We start from the raw sequence: 16447 nt of genomic DNA on the forward strand, positions 1-16447 counted from the left end.
AACTGGCAACGCAGCATTGTGCGACAGTGCGGCCTTGTTGCGCTTCGACGCAGGCGACGCGACCCCCTTGCGCTTCGGCGCAAGCAACGCGACATTGCGCCGTGACAGCATGGCGAGTCTGTCCCGCTGTCCCGAAAGGGCCCTGAATGCCGTCGTTCTCCCGCGACCTTGAAACCACACTCCACAACGCGCTTGCCGAGGCGAGCCGCCGCCGCCACGAATATGCGACGCTCGAACATCTGCTGCTGGCACTGATCGCCGACAATCATGCCGGCGCGGTGATGAAGGCGTGCGGCGTCGATCTCGACGAGCTGGGACGGCAGGTCACGCGCTATCTCGATACCGAGCTCAACAGCCTGAAGGCCGACGCCAGCGTCGACCCCTCCCCCACGGCCGGCTTCCAGCGGGTGGTGCAGCGCGCCATCCTGCATGTGCAGAGTTCGGGCCGCGAGGATGTGACCGGCGCCAATGTGCTGGTGGCGCTGTTCAGCGAGCGCGAAAGCCACGCCGTCTATTTCCTGCAGCAGCAGGACATGACCCGCCTGGATGCCGTCAGCTACATCAGCCATGGCATCGCCAAGTCCGGTGACAGCGCGCCGAAGCCGCCGCGCGGGACCGAGGAGGCGACCGAAGCGCCCAAGGAAGCGAAGCAGGGCAATGGCAAGGCGGCGGAAAGCGCGCTGAAGCAGTTCACGATCAACCTCAACGACAAGGCGAAGAAGGGCAAGGTTGACCCGCTGATCGGGCGCGGCGCCGAGGTCGATCGCACCATCCAGATCCTGTGCCGGCGCAGCAAGAACAACCCGCTCTATGTCGGTGACCCCGGCGTCGGCAAGACCGCCATTGCCGAGGGGCTGGCGCGCAAGATCGTGGAAGGCGCGGTGCCCGACGTGCTGCGCCCGGCGACCATCTATTCGCTCGACATGGGCGCGCTGCTGGCCGGCACGCGCTATCGCGGCGATTTCGAGGAGCGGCTGAAGAATGTCGTCGCGGAGCTGGAGAAGCTGCCGCACGCTATCCTGTTCATCGATGAAATCCACACGGTGATCGGCGCCGGTGCCACCAGCGGCGGGGCGATGGATGCCTCCAACCTGCTGAAGCCGGCGCTGTCGTCGGGCAGCATCCGCTGCATCGGCAGCACCACCTACAAGGAATTCCGCAACCATTTCGAGAAGGACCGCGCGCTGCTGCGGCGGTTCCAGAAGATCGACGTCAACGAGCCGACCGTCGAGGACACGATCAAGATCCTGACCGGGCTGAAGCCGTCGTTCGAGGAGCATCACAAGGTCCGTTACACGCCCGAGGCGATCAAGACCGCGGTCGAGCTGTCGGCGCGCTACATCAACGACCGCAAGCTGCCGGACAAGGCCATCGACGTGATCGACGAAAGCGGCAGCGCGCAGATGCTGGTGCCGGAGGCGAAGCGCAAGAAGGTGATCACGGTGAAGGAGATCGAGGCGGTGGTGGCCACCATGGCGCGCATCCCGCCGAAATCCGTTTCGACCGACGACAAGAAGGCGCTGGCAACACTGGAAGCCGACCTGAAGCATGTGGTGTTCGGCCAGGACAAGGCGATCGAGCTGCTGGCATCCGCCATCAAGCTCAGCCGCGCCGGGCTTCGCGAGCCGAACAAGCCCATTGGCAATTACCTGTTCAGCGGGCCGACGGGCGTCGGCAAGACCGAGGTCGCGCGCCAGCTGGCGAGCATCTTGGGCATTCCGCTGACCCGCTTCGACATGAGCGAGTATATGGAGCGCCACTCGGTCAGCCGGCTGATCGGCGCGCCCCCGGGCTATGTCGGCTTCGACCAGGGCGGGCTGCTGACCGATGCGGTCGACCAGAATCCGCACAGCGTGCTGCTGCTGGACGAGATCGAGAAGGCCCACCCCGACCTGTTCAACATCCTGTTGCAGGTGATGGACAATGGCAAGCTGACCGACCACCACGGCAAGACGGTGGATTTCAGGAACGCCATCCTGATCATGACCACCAACGCCGGCGCCGCCGACATGCAGCGTGAAGGCATCGGCTTCGGCTCGACGGTGCGCGAGGGTGAGGACGAGGAAGCGATCAAGCGCATGTTCACGCCGGAGTTCCGCAACCGGCTGGATGCGGTGGTGCCCTTCGATTACCTGCCGCCGGCGATCGTGGCGCGCGTGATCGACAAGTTCATCATCCAGCTGGAGCTGCAACTGTCCGAACGCGACGTGCACATCAGCCTGGCCGACGATGCCAAGGACTGGCTGATCGAGCGCGGCTATGACCGGCTCTATGGCGCGAGGCCGTTGGGGCGGCTGATCCAGGAGACGATCAAGCGTCCGCTGGCCGAGGAGCTGCTGTTCGGCAAGCTGGTGAGCGGCGGCGAGGTGCGGGTGCACATCAAGGAGGACAAGCCGGCCTTCGAGATCATCTCCGCGGCGCCCAAGGCACGGCGCAAGCCGAAGAAGCAGGCCGCGCTGCCGGCGCCGAGCGAAGAGGCCTGAGGCGCTAACCCAGCGGCTCGACGAAGCTGTCCAGCACCAGCTTGTCGCCGCTGGCGTCGAAGCTGACGGTCAGCTTGTTGGCGTCGACGGCGCGCACCGTGCCTTGGCCGAACTTCTGGTGGAACACCCGCACGCCCACGGCGAATTCGCCGCGGGCGCGGCCGCCGACGGTGACATGCGTCGCCCGGCCCTCGATCACGCCGGGACGCTTGACGCCGCGGCTGGCTGCACGCTCCCACCCTGGCCCGCGCCCGGAGCCGCGTTCCAGATGCGCGAACGGGTCGCCATCCCCCAGCGCCGCGCGCCACAGGCTGGGGCCGCCGGACAGCGTGGTTTCGCTCTCGACATGCTCCGCCGGAAGCTCGGCGACGAAGCGGCTGGGAATGCTGGACGTCCACTGGCCATAGACCCGACGGTTGGCGGCATGCAGGATGGTGGCGCGCCGCCGCGCGCGGGTGATGCCGACATAGGCCAGCCGCCGTTCCTCCTCCAGGGACGCCTGTCCGCCTTCGTCCAGCGCGCGCTGGCTGGGGAACAGCCCCTCCTCCCAGCCGGGCAGGAAAATATGGTCGAACTCCAGGCCTTTCGCGGCGTGCAGCGTCATGATGGTCACCTTCGCCTCGCCTTCCGACCGGTCATTGTCCATCACCAGGCTGACATGCTCCAGAAAGGCCTGAAGGTCGTCATAAACCTCCATCGCGCGCACCAGTTCGGCGAGGTTGTCCAGCCGGCCCGCGGCCTCGGCGCTCTTGTCGGCCTGCAGGGCGGCGACATAGCCACACTCCTCCAGGATGATCTGCGCCAGCTCGGGATGCGGCGTGGTGTCGGCCATCGCCCGCCAGCGCCGCAGGTCGCCGACCAGCGTCGCCAGGTTGCGCCGCGCCGCCGCCGGCAGCTCGTCTGTCTCGATGATGCCGGCGGCGGCGTGGCTCAGGCTGCTGCCGGTGGCGCGTGCATGCGCGGCGATCAGCGCCTGCGCCTTGTCCCCCAGGCCGCGCTTGGGAACATTCACGATCCGCTCGAACGCCAGCGCATCGTCGGCGCTGTTCACCAGCCGCAGATAGGCGAGCGCATCGCGGATTTCCGCGCGCTCGTAAAACCGAAAGCCGCCGACGATGCGATAGGGCAGGCCGATGGCGATGAAGCGATCCTCGAACTCCCGCGTCTGATGCTGCGCGCGCACCAGGATGGCCACCTGCTCCAGCCCCGCCCCTTCGCGCGCCAGCCGCTCGATCCGCTCGCCGACCAGCCGCGCCTCCTCCGGGCCGTCCCACACGCCGACGACATTCACCTTCTCGCCGCCGTTCATCGCGGTCCACAGCGTCTTGCCCAGCCGGCCGCTGTTCTTCGCGATCACGCCCGAGGCCGCCGCCAGGATATGCGGCGTGGAACGGTAATTCTGTTCCAGACGGATGATGCGTGCGCCGGGAAAGTCCTTCTCGAAGCGCAGGATGTTCGACACTTCCGCGCCGCGCCAGCTGTAGATCGACTGGTCGTCGTCTCCCACGCAGCACAGGTTGTGGCGTTCGCCGACCAGCAGCTTGAGCCAGCGATACTGCGCGGCGTTGGTGTCCTGATACTCGTCCACCAGGCAATATTTGAACTTGCGCTGCCATTCGGCGCGCAGGTCGGCGTGGCGTTCCAGGATGACGATGCCGTGCAACAGCAGATCGCCGAAATCGGCGGCGTTCAGCGTCGCCAGCCGTTCCTGATAGCGGGCATAGAGCGTCGCCCCCTGCCCGTCGGCGAAGGCGAAACTCTCCCCCGCGGGCACATCCGCCGGCACCTGGCCCTTGTTCTTCCAGCGGTCGATCAACCCGGCCAGCGCCTTCGCCGGCCAGCGCTTCTCGTCCAGGTTCGCCTCGGCGATCACCTGTTTCAGCAGACGCAGCTGATCGTCGGTGTCGAGGATGGTGAAGTTGCTCTTCAGTCCGACCAGCTCGGCATGACGGCGGAGCATTTTCGCAGCGATGGCATGAAATGTCCCCAGCCACGGCATACCCTCGGCCGCCGGCCCGATCATCGTGCCCAGCCGGTGCCGCATCTCCCGCGCCGCCTTGTTGGTGAAAGTGACGGCCAGCAGCTCCGACGGCCAGGCCAGCCGGTTCGCCAGGATCCACGCCAGCCGCGCCGTCAGCGCCTTGGTCTTGCCGGTGCCGGCGCCGGCCAGCATCAGCACCGGGCCCTCGGTGGTCAGCACCGCCTCGCGCTGCGGCGGGTTCAGGCTGGATAGCCAGTCCGGTTCGCTTGCCAGGGGATGTACCGACGCCATGTGAACAGATAGCGAACTCACGGCACAGATGGCAAGGGGAAGCCGAGCCGCAGCAGGCTGATCTTCGCCTTGCCATGCACCCGCTCCACCTCAACCGCGAACCCCGGCACGTCCACCCCTTCACCCTTCCCGGTCTCCACGCTGCACAACGTCGCCGGCGTCAGCCAGCCCAGGCGCGCCAGCCGGTCCAGTGCCACCGCGCCGGCGCCGCTGCCATAGGGCGGGTCGAGCAGCAGCAGGTCGAAGGGCGCGTCGACTGCGCGCAGCGTCATCACCGACTGCATGCGGACCTCCGCCACCGCGCCCAGCCTGGCGATATTGGCCTTCAGCGCCGTCACCGCCGCGCCATCCTGCTCCACGAAGGTGCAATGCGCCGCCCCGCGCGACAGCGCCTCCAGCCCCAGCGCGCCCGAGCCTGCGAACAGGTCGGCCACCCGCAGCCCCTCGAAACTGCCCAGCCGGCTGGTCAGCATCGAAAACAGCGCCTCGCGCGCGCGGTCGGCGGTCGGCCGCGTCGCCTCCCCTTTCGGCGCCAGCAGCGGCCGGCCGCGCCATTGCCCGGCGATGATCCGCATGGCTCAGCCCTTGCGCGGCGGACGCGGGCGCGACGGGCGAAGCACTTTCGCGCCGCCACGCGGTGGTCGCGTCGTCAGCTCGCCGCCATCATCCTTCAGCGCCCGCGGTGTCCTGCGCGGACGCTCGGCCGCCACCGTCTCGCGCCGCGGTGCCGCCGGGCGCGCGGGCTTCGCGCCAGCATCCTTGGGCGCGGGCCCCGCCACCTTTAGCATCCGCCGCAGCTCCCGCACATGGTCGGGCGTCGCTTCCCCCACGGCGCGCGGCGGCAGGTCGGCGAGCGCGAAGGGGCCATAGCCGACGCGGATCAGCCGGCTGACCTGCAATCCCATCGCCTCGCACAGCTTGCGCACCTCGCGGTTCTTGCCCTCCGCCAGCGTCATCGTCAGCCAGAAATTGCGCCCGGCGCCGCTGCGATCCACGTCCGCGGTGACCGGCCCGTACCGAACACCCGCCAGCGTCACGCCGGTCGCCAGCGCCTCCAGATCGCGCTGCTTCACCTCGCCATAGGCGCGCACGCGATAGGTGCGCGGCACGCCCGAGGCCGGCAGTTCCAGCGCGCGTTTCAGCTCGCCGTCGTTGGTCAGCAGCAGCAGCCCTTCGGTATTGAGGTCGAGCCGCCCCACCGGCATCAGCCGCGGCAGGCCGGGGGGCAGCGCGTCATAGATGGTCGGCCGCCCGGCGGGATCGCGCGCGGCGGTCAGGAACCCGGCCGGCTTGTGGAACAGGAACAGCCGGGTCGACTCCGCCTCCGCCACCGGATGGCCGTCCACTGTCACGCCGGCCAGGTTCTGCAGCACGGTCGCCGGCGTGGTCAGCGGCACGCCGTTCAGCGCCACCCGCCCCTCCGCGATCATCCGTTCGATGTCCCGCCGGCTGCCTGCGCCGGCGCGCGCCAGCAGCTTGGCGATGCGGTCGCCCTTGCCATCCGGCTTCGCCGCCGCTCGTTCCGCCATCGCCACGCCGCGGTTGCGCCCGCGCCGCCCACCCGGCGCCGCCGGTTCGCGGGGGACATGAGATGCCCGTGGCGGGCGCGGATCAGCCATCGACCGGCACGCCGATCTCGGCCTTGGACGTGCGGATGGTCAGGCTGGTCTTGACGCTGGCGACGTTCGGCGCACTGGTCAGCTCGCTGGTCAGGAAGCTCTGGAACTCCTGCAGGTCGTGCGCCACCACCTTCAGGATGAAATCGATCTCGCCGTTCAGCATGTGGCATTCGCGCACCGGCTCCAGCGCCGCGACATGGTTCTGGAAGGCCTGAAGGTCGGCCTCCGCCTGGCTTTTCAGGCTGACCATGGCGAACACAGTGATCGGCCAGCCGAGCGCACCGGGTGCCAGCCGGGCATGATAGCCGGCGATGATGCCCGCCTCCTCCAGCGCCTTCACCCGGCGCAGGCAGGGCGGAGCGGTCAGGCCCACGCGGCTTGCCAGCTCGACATTGGTCATGCGGCCATCGGCCTGGAGTTCGCGCAAAATCTGGCGGTCGATCTCGTCCAGGATGTGGCGGCGGTGGTTTGTTTCGGTCATGCACTGCCGACTAGAACATCGTTACGCCCACGCCAAGGGAGCGCGGCGGTTGCACCGCCCGCCACCGCGCCTTAAATCGGGCGCGCAAAGGGGAAGCGCATGCACAGCAAGGTTCTGATCATCGGTTCCGGCCCGGCCGGCTATACCGCGGCGGTCTATGCCGCGCGCGCCGCGCTGAACCCGGTGCTGGTGCAGGGGCTGCAACCCGGCGGCCAGCTGACCATCACCACGGACGTGGAAAACTGGCCCGGCGACACGATGGTGATGGGCCCCGACCTGATGGCGCGCATGGCGGCGCAGGCGGAGCATGTCGGCACCAGGCTGGTTTCCGACATCATCGAATCGGTGGACCTGTCACAGCGGCCGTTCGTCGCCATGGGCGATGGCGGCACGCGCTACACCGCGGACGCGCTGATCATCGCCACCGGCGCCTCTGCGCGGTGGCTCGGCCTGCCATCGGAAACATCCTATCGCGGCAAGGGCGTGTCGGCCTGCGCCACCTGCGACGGCTTCTTCTTCCGCGGCAAGAAAGTGGCGGTGGTCGGCGGCGGCAACACCGCGGTCGAGGAGGCGCTGTTCCTGACCAATTTCGCCAGCGAGGTGCTGCTGATCCACCGCCGCGACACGCTGCGCGCCGACAAGACCAACCAGGCGCGCCTGTTCGCCCACCCCAAGGTGCGGGTGCGCTGGAATGCCGAGGTCGCGGAGGTGCTGGGCGATGGCCTGACCACCACCGGCGTCCGGCTGCTGGACACGAAAACCGGCGAAAGCGAGGACCACGCCATCGACGGCCTGTTCGTCGCCATCGGCCATGATCCGGCGACATCGCTGTTCCGGGGCCAGCTGGCGATGGACGAGGACGGCTATATCCTGGTCGATCCCGGCACGCCGCGCACCAGTGTTCCCGGGGTGTTCGCCGCCGGCGACGTCACCGACAAGACCTATCGCCAGGCGGTGACGGCGGCCGGCATGGGCTGCATGGCGGCGCTCGATGCCGAGCGTTTCCTGGCGCACGCCCCCGTGCCCGAACCCGCCTGATGCCCTTCGACTGGGACAAGCTGCGCCTGTTCCAGGTGGTCGCCAGCGCCGGCAGCTTCACCGAGGGCGCGCGGCGGCTGCACCTGTCGCAACCCGCGCTCAGCCGGCAGATCATCGCGCTCGAAGAAGCGCTGGGGGCCAAGCTGTTCCACCGCCACGCCCGCGGGCTGGCGCTGACCAACGAGGGCGAGCAGCTGTATCGCACCACCGATGGCATGGCGGACGAGATCGAGCGCACCCGCATGGCGATCGAATCGACCCGCAACCGCCCCACCGGCGAAATCCGCCTCACCACCACCGTCAGCTTCGGCTCGACCTGGCTGTCGCGCAACCTTGCCGCCTTCGCGCAACTCTATCCCGACATCCGCGTCAGCCTGAACCTGCGCGACGAGGAGATCGACCTTGCCCGCCACGAGGCCGACTGCGCCATCCGCTTCCACAAACCGCACCAGGCCGACCTGATCCAGCGCCCGCTGGTCGCCATCCGCCATCACCTGTGCGCCTCCCATGCCTATCTCGCCCAGCATGGCGAGCCGCAGCGGCCGCAGGACCTCGCCGGCCATCGCCTGATCGCTTATGGTCCCGAGGCGCCCGCCTACCTCAAGAGCATCAACTGGGCGCTCGACCTCGGCCATGACGGCCCCTCGCGCGAACCGGCGCTTGCCATCAACAACAGTTTCGGCGTGCTCCAGGCGGTGGAGGCGGGCGCCGGCATCGCGGCGCTGCCCAGCTACCTCATCGCCTTTTCGGACAAGGTGAAGCGCATCCTGCCGCAATCGCATGGCGCGGTGTTCCAGACCTATTTCGTCTATCCGTCCGAACTGAAAGGCTCGGTGCGGGTGGCGGCGCTGCGCGATTTCCTGGTCGCCCGCATGACCCCGGCCGGCATGGGCGAGGCCTGAGCGAAAAGGTCAGCCCCGCAGCCGCCCGAACAGCGCCGCCGCATGCGCCGGGTTTTCCGGCCGCACGAAGGGGAAGCTGATGTCCTCCCGGCCCTTCCAGGCATAGGGATCGTCGCCCGCCACCAGCACGATATCGCGATAATCCTCGCGCAGGGTGGGCGGGATGCCGAACGCCCAGGGCAGCAGCGACCGTGCGCTCATATAATGGTTGACCAGCGCGCGCCGGAACCCGCCCGGCGCGCGGTTGTCGAGCGAGCGGTGCAGCGTATAGCCGTTGAACAGCGCCACCCCGCCGGCGCGCACCGGCACCGGCACGCCTTCCTCCCGGTCGCCGGGAAAGCCATGCGCTTCCTGCCCATTGTCGAAGCGGGGATCGCCATGGTCGCGCACCGGCCACAGGATGCCATCGTGATGGCTGCCGGGCCGCATCCACAGGCAGCCATTCTCCGGCGTCGCGTCATCCAGCGCGATCCACACGCCGCACAGTGAGCGGTCGCGCGTCGGGATATAATGCTCGTCCTGATGCCAGGCCTGTCCGGGCTTGCCCGCGCTCTTCACGAACAGCATGGACTGCATCGCCTTCACATCCGGGCCGACCAGCTGCGTCAGCAGCGCCACGATCGCCGGATGCGCCAGCATCGCCGCCATCAGCGGGCTGGCCTTGTGCGGGAAATGGATGGCAAGGATCTCGGGCAGCGCCGCCTCTCCCCGGCCGGCGAAGGCTTCGGCACCCAGGATCGCGCCGCGCCCGCCGGTGGCGATCGCCGTCGCCTCCTTTCGCAGCGCGTCAATTTCCGCCGGCGTCAGCACATCCTGCACCACGACATAGCCATCGCGCGCGTAATCCGCCGCCAGCGTCATGCCGCCCGCCGCCACACCGGTTTCCAGATGTTGATCCGCGCCTGCATCGCCGCCACCGCCGGTGGCGCCAGGTTGCGGGTGCCGGCGCGGCCGTAGTGCCACACCATCGCCGCGCGGCGGCTGTCGGCCACATTGTCCGAGGATTTGTGCAGCAGATAGCTGTCGAACACCAGGAGGTCGCCCGGTTCCATCGTCACCGGCACCGCCGCGCGCTCATCCAGCCCCTCCACCTCCAGATAGCCATGGTTGGCCCCCGGCCGCCGGTCGGGCGCATGGGCATGGAGGTGCCGGTCGCGGTGGCTGCCGGGCAGCACCCACAGGCAGCCATTGTCCAGCGTCGCCGCCGAAATCGCCAGCCACAGGCCGATCTGCGGCTGCTGGTCGAAATTGAAATAATGGCTGTCCTGATGCCAGGGCTGTCCCCAGGCGCCCGGATTCTTCAGGATGAACATCGACTGGAAGACATCGACATCGGCGCCGCCCAGCAGGTCCGACAGCATCGGCCCGACGCGTGGATCGTCGCTGAACGCCGCGGTCGCCCCGAACAGGTGCGGGTTGAACAGTTTCGACACATGATCTTCCGGATTCACCGCACCCGCCACCGGCTTCGCCTCCGGCTGCACCAGCAGGCCTTCGGCGGTGGCATAGGCCGGTTCACCGGCATGGGCGGCGGGCGGATCGGCGCGGATGGCGGTGATGCATTCCGCCGCCATCGCCTCGCCGGTCCCCGCGAAGCCGCGCCGCAGGAAGAACCCGTCGCGGTCGAAAGCCTCGCGCTCCGCCTCGGTCAGCATCCCCTTGCCCCTACCGCAGTTTCAGGTCCAGCGAAACGCCCACGATGCGTCGCGCGTCCGCGCTCGGGAACTGGCTGTAGCTGCCCAGCCCGTTCGTGCCGGCCGCGTTGAGCACCGGCTGGGGAATGATCCGGCTGACGAAATGCTTGTCGAGCAGGTTGCGCGCGAACAGCGTCACCCGCCAGCGGTCGTCCGCCGCCGCCAGCGCCAGCGAGGCGCCCAGCAGGCCATAGCTGTCCTGCCGCAGCCCCGGATCGCCGTTGCTGGAATAGACCACATCGTCCCGCCAGAACCAGTTGACATTGGCGCCCACCTTCAAGGCATCGCTCACCGGCGTCTCATAATTCGCTTGCAAGGTGTAGGTGAACTTCGGCGCGTCCGTCAGCGGCAGGCCGTCGCCGGTCGTCACGCCCCCGCCCGTCGGGCTGACGCGAATGCACTGGCGCGGGTCGGTCCGCGGCGTGCCGAACGGCAGGATGGTCGCCCCCACAAAGCAGGCGATGTTCTTGAAATCCTTGTATTCGCTGTCGAGATAGGTGGCGGCGCCCGACAGGCTGAGGCCGGCCACAGGCCGCAGCATGATATCCGCCTCGATCCCCCGGGTGCTCAGCTTGCCGGCGTTGACGGTGGTGAAGCGCGACGGGAACACATTCTGGTCGAAGGCCTGCGCCTGGAAATTCTCGAAGTCGGTCTTGAAGGCGGTCAGGTTGAGCGTCAGTTTCCGGTCGAACAGGGTCGAGCGAAGGCCGATCTCGTAACTGGTCGGAATTTCCGGCTGCACGAACACCGGCGTCGCCGACACCAGCTGCTGGTCATAGGCCGGGCCTTTATAGCCGCGTGCGACCGAGGCGAAGGCCATCACGTCCGGCGCGGGATCGACTTGCGCGATGACCCGCCAGCTGAAATTGTCGGTGGTGATCCGGGCGCCCCGCACGTCCAGCGTCGGCCGGCCCGGGATCGCGCCCAGGGTACCCGACGGGCGCTGGCGCCAGTCGAAGCGCAGGATTTCGTCGGTATAGCGGCCCGATGCACTCAGCTTGAACCAGTCCGTGAACGCATAGCTGAGCTGGCCGTAGAGGGCCTTGTTGTAATTGTAGGTTTCGCTGTCGCGGCGGTTTCCCAACGTGCCGCCGGGCGGCAGCGGGACCCCGAGCGTGCCGGTCTGTTCATTGCCGCCGCGGTTGGCGACGTCGAAATAGAAAGCGCCGACCAGCCACTGGAACGCCGATTCGCCACGTGACGTCAGGCGGAGCTCCGCGCTGAACTGCTGCACCCGCGAATCACCGGCATTCACGTCCAGCACGTTCAGCGGCAGGATGTCGGGGTCATTGTTGTCGAACGCATTCCACTCGCGATAGGCGACGATGCCGGTCAATGTCGCAAAGCCGGCATCATAGTTCACCTCACCCGACACCCCCAATGTGTCGAGGTCCTGGAAGAAGCGCGCGCCGGCCGCGTTCCTGAGGTTGGTGGCGGATGGGACGATGCCCTGCGCCGCGTTCAGCGCGGCGAACGGCGTGCCGGGCGCCGCCACCCGGGCGGTCCAGGCGCAGCAGCGGGTGCGGCTTTCCGACCAGTCGCCGATGATCAGGATCGACAGGTCATCGACCGGTTCCGCCAGCAGCTGGCCGCGCACGATCCGTTCCCGCCGGTTGTTCAGCGTTTCGTTGCGGTTGATGTTGGTGATGATGCCGTCGCGGTCGGTGCTGGAGACCGCCAGGCGAAAGGCGCCGGTGGTGCCGATCGGCACATTGACCACGCCGTTCAGCCGCAGATCATCCCAGGTGGCATAGCTGGCACCGAGGTCGAGCGACAGCTCGTTGAGCCGGGGCCGCCTGGTCGTGATCACGATCAGCCCGGCCGACGCATTCTTGCCGAACAGCGTGCCCTGCGGCCCGCGCAGCACCTCCACGCGGTCGACATCGATCATGCTCATCGTGCCCATGCCGTTCCGCGACATGGGAATGCCGTCCACCACCACGCCGACGCTCTGCTCCACCCCGTCGCCGAAGATGGAGGTGCCGACGCCGCGGATCGACAGCCCCTCGCCGCGGGTGTTGGCGCTGTTGGCGAAGTTCAGGCTGGGGGTGACGAAGCGCAGGTCGGTGGGATTGTTGATGCCCTGGTTCAGCAGCGTGTCGCCGGAAATCGCGCTGATCGCCAGCGGCACGTCCTGCAGGCTCTGCCGGCGCAACTGCGCGGTCACCACGATCTCGTCGGGCGCCGCCTCCTCGGTCGCGGCGCGGGTCGGGGCATTGCCCGCGGGCTGGGCCAGGAGCGCGCTGCCCGGCAGGATCGCTGCCCCCAGCAGCAACAGCGTCCGGCGTGCAAAGGCGGTTGCGTCCATGATCACTCCCCTTCAGATGGTCCCTGTCAACGCCGTTGCCCGGCCCTGTTTCGCCAAGGGTTGCGCGTGACGGAAAAACAGTCAATCCTGTTTTTAACTTTGGGGAGGATGGGTCGGGCATGAGCATGAAAGGGTCTGCGAAGCCCGTTGCGCCGCGTGCGACCCGCCGGTCCACGCTACCACTCGTTGCGCCGCACCGCCCGCGCACCCAGGCCGAGCGGTCAGCGTCGATGCGCGCGCGCCTGCTGGAGGCGGCGATCGACTGCCTCAGCCGGCTGGGCTATGCCGCGACCTCCACCATCCTTGTCGCCGATGTCGCCCGGGTTTCGCGCGGCGCGATGCTGCACCATTTCGCCAGCAAGACGGCGCTGATGGGCGCCGTGTTCGAGCATATCTACACCGTCCACACCGATGCCTACGCCCGCATCGAGGTGCCGCGTGACCGCCCGCTCGAATGGCTCGACCGGCTGTTCGACACGGCGTGGGCGCTGTTCCGCGGCCCGACCGGGCTCGCCCAGTCGGAGCTGCTGCTGGCGACGCGGGCCGATCCGGAACTCGCCGCCGTGGTGCTGCCGCTGCATACCGCCATCCTCGCCCGCAGCGCCGATGGCCATGCCGCCGCCTTCGCCGCTGCCGGTTGCGCCGACCGGGCGCTGTCCGACACGCTGCTCAAAACCAATGTCGCCCTGCTGCGTGGTCTCGCTATGGACTCGGCGCTCGGCATGCCGCTCGCCGACTGCCAGCAGGTGATCGACGCGGCAAAGGCGCAGGCACGCGCCGCCATCCGCGCGGGGCGAGGCGCATGATGGGCCAGCGCACCCTGACACTGATGGCTGCCGCGCTGCTGGCGTGCGCGTTGCCTGCCAAGGCGACTGTCATGCCGCCAGCTTTGGACCCTTCCACGCTGCCGGCCACCGGCACCGTGCACCCGCGCTTCCAGTCCTACAATATCGAGATGGTGGAGGTGACCGGCGGCCGCTTCTGGAAGCCCTACCGCCTCGGCCCGCCCGCCTCGCCGGAGGACCGCTATGCCTACCGGCCGCCGCTCGACCTCGCCAATCCCCGGCTGGTGCGCCTTGCCGCCGCGCTCGGGCCGGCCATCGTGCGGGTCAGCGGCACCTGGGCCAACCGCACCTGGTTTCAGGCCCAACCAGGCACAACCCGCCCGCCCGGCTTCGACCAGACGCTGACCATGGCGCAGCTCGCCGGCCTCGCCCGCTTCCTGCGCGCCACCGACGGCGAGCTTTTGCTTTCCTTCGCGGGCGTTCCCCGCCTGCCCGACGGCCGCTGGGATCCGGCGCAGATGCAGGCGCTGGTCGCCGCCTCCCGCCGCGCCGGCATCCGCCTCATCGCCGGCCATTATCTCAACGAACCCAATCTGGTGCACCTGACCGGCACCCCCAAAGGCTACAGCGCCAACGAGTTCGCCCGCGATTCGGACCTTTTCGCCACCGCCTTCCGCCGCGCCGCCCCCGGCGCCCTGGTGCTGGCGCCCGATGCCGTCGGCCAGGGTCCGGCGATCGAGGCGCTGGCCCGCGCCGCCAACCAGCCCGTGCTCGGCGTCGAAGCGATGATGGCGCCGATGCGCGTGACGGTAGATGCCGTCGCCTACCACCATTATGGCGGCGTCTCCGAACGCTGCGCCACCTCCGGCCCGCTGGCGCTCACGGCAGCCTCGGCCTTCGACCCCGCCTTCCTCGCCCGCACCGACGCCACCGCCGCCTACTACGCGGCCCTGCGCGACCGCTTCGCGCCCGGCGCGCCGCTGTGGCTGACCGAGGTGGCGCAGGCGGCCTGCGGCGGCAGCCGCTGGGCCGCCACCTTCGCCGACACGCCGCGCTACATCGACCAGATGGGCCGCCTCGCCCGCGCCGGCGTGCAGGTCATCCTGCACAACACGCTCGCCGCCAGCGACTATGCCCTGCTCGACGAACGGGATTTCGCGCCGCGGCCGAACTACTGGGCGGCGCTGCTCTGGGCGCGTCTGATGGACCGGCGGGTGCTGACGACCGACCACCCGTCCCCCACGCTGCGGCTCTACGCCCATTGCCTGAAGGGCCGCAGGGGCGGCGTCGCGCTGGTCGCGGTCAATCTGGAGGCTGAGCCGAGAACGATCGCGCTGGCGCAGCGCGCCGAAATATACGCGCTGGCCGACGCCGACACGGGCCGCGCGGTGACGCTGAACGGCACGCGGCTGGCGCTGGGCCCGCGCGATGCGTTGCCGGCGCTGAATGCGGTCGGCGCGGACGCGCTGACGGTCGCGCCGCGCGGTGTCAGCTTCGCCGTCGTGCCGGACGCCGGCAACCGGGCCTGCCGGTGAGCCTGTCGCGGCGCGACATGATCGCCGCCGGCGCCGCGCTCGCCGCCCTGCCGGCCGCCGCCCGCGCCGTCCGCCCGCCGAACATCATCCTGATCGTCGCCGACGACCTCGGCTGGGGCGATCTCGGCTGCTATGGCTCGCCCTTCATCCGCACGCCGCACCTCGACCGGCTCGCCAACGCCGGCGTGCGCATGACCGATTTCTACGCCAGCGCCAATGTCTGCACCCCCAGCCGCGCCGGCATGCTCACCGGCCGCTACCCGATCCGCACCGGCCTGGCGCACGAGGTCATCACAGTTAAGGACAGGCATGGCCTGCCGCTCTCCGAAGTCACCATCGCCGAGGCGCTGAAGCCCGGCTATGCCACCATGCTCGCCGGCAAATGGCATCTGGGCCACGCCGCGCCGCACTGGCCGCCGATGGTCCATGGCTTCGATGCCTTCGCCGGCATCCCCTATTCCAACGACATGCGGCCGCTGTCCTTCTTCCGCAGCCGCGCCGACGGCACGCTGGCGGAGGAACCGGTGGTGCAGGAGCGCCTGACCGACCAGTTTTTCGACGCCGGCATCGACTTCATCCGCGCCAGCGCCGCCCGCCCCTTCTTCCTGATGCTCACGCCGTCGGCGCCGCACATCCCGCTGCGGCCCGGCAAGGCGTTCGCCGGCCGCTCGGACGCCGGCAGCTATGGCGATGTGGTGGAGGAACTGGACGCCGCCGTCGGTCGCCTTGTCGCCGCGCTGAAAGGCGCCGGGCTGGAGCGCGACACGCTCATCCTCTTCACCTCCGACAATGGCCCCTGGTTCGAGGGGTCGGCCGGCCCTGCGCAGGGCCGCAAGGGCGGCGCCGGCTGGGACGGCGGCTATCTGGTGCCGCTGATCGCGTCCTGGCCCGGCACGCTGCGCCCGCGCGTCACCGACGCGATCGCCATGAACATCGACCTGCTGCCGACGCTGTGCACCCTTGCCGGCGCCCCGCTGCCGCCGGTCACCCTCGATGGCCGCGACCTGTCCGGGGTCTGGCGGCGCGGCGCCGCCAGCCCGCACGAGCAGCTGATCCTGTTCAACAACGAGCGCGTCGCGGCGCTGCGCACCCCGCGCTGGAAATTCGTGGGCCGCAGCTATTACCGCAGCTACAATGTGCCACTCGCCGCCATCGGCTATCCGCTGCTGTTCGATGTCACGCGCGACCCCGGCGAGACCATCAACCTCGCCGCCCGCCAGCCCGAGGTCATGGCCGACCTCAGTGCCCGCTTCATCGCCGCCCGCGACAGTTTCGAACCGCTGGGCCTGCGCCAGGTGCCCGATTTCCTTCCCTCCGCCAGCTGAGAGTG

13 protein-coding genes are annotated in these 16447 nt (G+C 69.0%); 6 read left to right on the plus strand and 7 right to left on the minus strand.

Going from position 1 to position 16447, the window contains the following annotated elements; all coding sequences use genetic code 11:
* Nucleotides 1-146: 146 nt before the first annotated feature.
* A complete protein-coding gene (clpA, locus tag H3309_RS16035; protein WP_182296011.1) occupies nt 147-2483 on the plus strand; it encodes an ATP-dependent Clp protease ATP-binding subunit ClpA in 2337 nt (778 codons plus the stop codon).
* 4 nt (nt 2484-2487) lie between these two features.
* Here clpA and H3309_RS16040 read toward each other — a convergent pair whose 3' ends face one another.
* Genes H3309_RS16040 through H3309_RS16055 form a run of 4 tightly spaced genes read right to left on the minus strand, consistent with a single transcriptional unit; the run spans nt 2488 to nt 6855 of the window.
* A complete protein-coding gene (locus H3309_RS16040) occupies nt 2488-4755 on the minus strand; it encodes an ATP-dependent helicase (protein ID WP_182296013.1) in 2268 nt (755 codons plus the stop codon).
* A gap of 17 nt (nt 4756-4772) precedes the next feature.
* Nucleotides 4773-5330, minus strand: coding sequence for a 16S rRNA (guanine(966)-N(2))-methyltransferase RsmD (gene rsmD / locus H3309_RS16045; protein ID WP_182296015.1), 558 nt, complete (start codon nt 5328-5330; stop codon nt 4773-4775).
* A 3-nt stretch (nt 5331-5333) separates the two neighbouring features.
* The gene (locus tag H3309_RS16050) at nt 5334-6374 is read right to left on the minus strand and encodes a pseudouridine synthase (RefSeq protein ID WP_182296017.1); all 1041 of its coding nucleotides are present in this window, start codon (nt 6372-6374) and stop codon (nt 5334-5336) included.
* Nucleotides 6367-6855 carry an Lrp/AsnC family transcriptional regulator gene (locus H3309_RS16055; RefSeq protein ID WP_182296019.1) on the minus strand — a complete coding sequence of 163 codons (489 nt, stop codon included), beginning with the start codon at nt 6853-6855 and terminating at the stop codon, nt 6367-6369. The genes H3309_RS16050 and H3309_RS16055 overlap by 8 nt, the downstream gene beginning before the upstream one ends.
* Nucleotides 6856-6954: 99 nt before the next feature.
* Here H3309_RS16055 and trxB point away from each other — a divergent pair, with 99 nt between their 5' ends.
* Both trxB and H3309_RS16065 read left to right on the plus strand, forming a co-directional pair.
* Nucleotides 6955-7893, plus strand: coding sequence for a thioredoxin-disulfide reductase (gene trxB, locus H3309_RS16060; RefSeq protein ID WP_182296021.1), 939 nt, complete (start codon nt 6955-6957; stop codon nt 7891-7893).
* Nucleotides 7893-8795, plus strand: coding sequence for a LysR family transcriptional regulator (locus H3309_RS16065; RefSeq protein ID WP_182296022.1), 903 nt, complete (start codon nt 7893-7895; stop codon nt 8793-8795). The genes trxB and H3309_RS16065 overlap by 1 nt, the downstream gene beginning before the upstream one ends.
* A 9-nt stretch (nt 8796-8804) precedes the next feature.
* Here H3309_RS16065 and H3309_RS16070 read toward each other — a convergent pair whose 3' ends face one another.
* The 3 genes from H3309_RS16070 to H3309_RS16080 are packed head-to-tail and all read right to left on the minus strand — an operon-like array spanning nt 8805 to nt 12797.
* Nucleotides 8805-9671, minus strand: coding sequence for a phytanoyl-CoA dioxygenase family protein (locus tag H3309_RS16070; RefSeq protein WP_207791530.1), 867 nt, complete (start codon nt 9669-9671; stop codon nt 8805-8807).
* Nucleotides 9653-10450 carry a phytanoyl-CoA dioxygenase family protein gene (locus H3309_RS16075; protein WP_182296025.1) on the minus strand — a complete coding sequence of 266 codons (798 nt, stop codon included), beginning with the start codon at nt 10448-10450 and terminating at the stop codon, nt 9653-9655. The genes H3309_RS16070 and H3309_RS16075 overlap by 19 nt, the downstream gene beginning before the upstream one ends.
* 10 nt (nt 10451-10460) lie before the next feature.
* Nucleotides 10461-12797: a TonB-dependent receptor gene (locus H3309_RS16080; protein WP_182296027.1), complete on the minus strand. Its 2337-nt coding sequence runs from the start codon at nt 12795-12797 to the stop codon at nt 10461-10463.
* Between the two features lie 230 nt (nt 12798-13027).
* Between H3309_RS16080 and H3309_RS16085 the strand changes: the two genes are divergently transcribed.
* The 3 genes from H3309_RS16085 to H3309_RS16095 are packed head-to-tail and all read left to right on the plus strand — an operon-like array spanning nt 13028 to nt 16442.
* On the plus strand, nt 13028-13603 hold the full coding sequence (locus tag H3309_RS16085) for a TetR/AcrR family transcriptional regulator (protein ID WP_182296029.1): 576 nt from the start codon (nt 13028-13030) through the stop codon (nt 13601-13603).
* Nucleotides 13600-15117, plus strand: a complete 1518-nt coding sequence (locus H3309_RS16090) for a hypothetical protein (RefSeq protein ID WP_182296030.1) — start codon at nt 13600-13602, stop codon at nt 15115-15117. The genes H3309_RS16085 and H3309_RS16090 overlap by 4 nt, the downstream gene beginning before the upstream one ends.
* Nucleotides 15114-16442 (plus strand): sulfatase family protein, encoded by a 1329-nt coding sequence (locus tag H3309_RS16095; protein WP_182296032.1) that lies wholly within the window; start codon nt 15114-15116, stop codon nt 16440-16442. Before H3309_RS16090 ends, H3309_RS16095 begins: the two co-directional genes overlap by 4 nt.
* Nucleotides 16443-16447 lie beyond the last annotated feature (5 nt).

The organism is Sandaracinobacteroides saxicola (assembly GCF_014117445.1).
Classification (GTDB): Bacteria; Pseudomonadota; Alphaproteobacteria; order Sphingomonadales; family Sphingomonadaceae; genus Sandaracinobacteroides_A; species Sandaracinobacteroides_A saxicola.

Bases quoted from the DNA above. Each gene is read 5' to 3' on its own strand.
- H3309_RS16065 (WP_182296022.1), top strand. From the start codon at position 7,893: ATGCCCTTCGACTGGGACAAGCTGCGCCTGTTCCAGGTGGTCGCCAGC.
- rsmD (WP_182296015.1), bottom strand. From the start codon at position 5,330: ATGCGGATCATCGCCGGGCAATGGCGCGGCCGGCCGCTGCTGGCGCCG.
- H3309_RS16085 (WP_182296029.1), top strand. From the start codon at position 13,028: ATGCGCGCGCGCCTGCTGGAGGCGGCGATCGACTGCCTCAGCCGGCTG.
- clpA (WP_182296011.1), top strand. From the start codon at position 147: ATGCCGTCGTTCTCCCGCGACCTTGAAACCACACTCCACAACGCGCTT.
- H3309_RS16075 (WP_182296025.1), bottom strand. From the start codon at position 10,450: ATGCTGACCGAGGCGGAGCGCGAGGCTTTCGACCGCGACGGGTTCTTC.
- H3309_RS16080 (WP_182296027.1), bottom strand. From the start codon at position 12,797: ATGGACGCAACCGCCTTTGCACGCCGGACGCTGTTGCTGCTGGGGGCA.
- H3309_RS16055 (WP_182296019.1), bottom strand. From the start codon at position 6,855: ATGACCGAAACAAACCACCGCCGCCACATCCTGGACGAGATCGACCGC.
- H3309_RS16040 (WP_182296013.1), bottom strand. From the start codon at position 4,755: ATGGCGTCGGTACATCCCCTGGCAAGCGAACCGGACTGGCTATCCAGC.
- H3309_RS16090 (WP_182296030.1), top strand. From the start codon at position 13,600: ATGATGGGCCAGCGCACCCTGACACTGATGGCTGCCGCGCTGCTGGCG.
- H3309_RS16050 (WP_182296017.1), bottom strand. From the start codon at position 6,374: ATGGCTGATCCGCGCCCGCCACGGGCATCTCATGTCCCCCGCGAACCG.
- trxB (WP_182296021.1), top strand. From the start codon at position 6,955: ATGCACAGCAAGGTTCTGATCATCGGTTCCGGCCCGGCCGGCTATACC.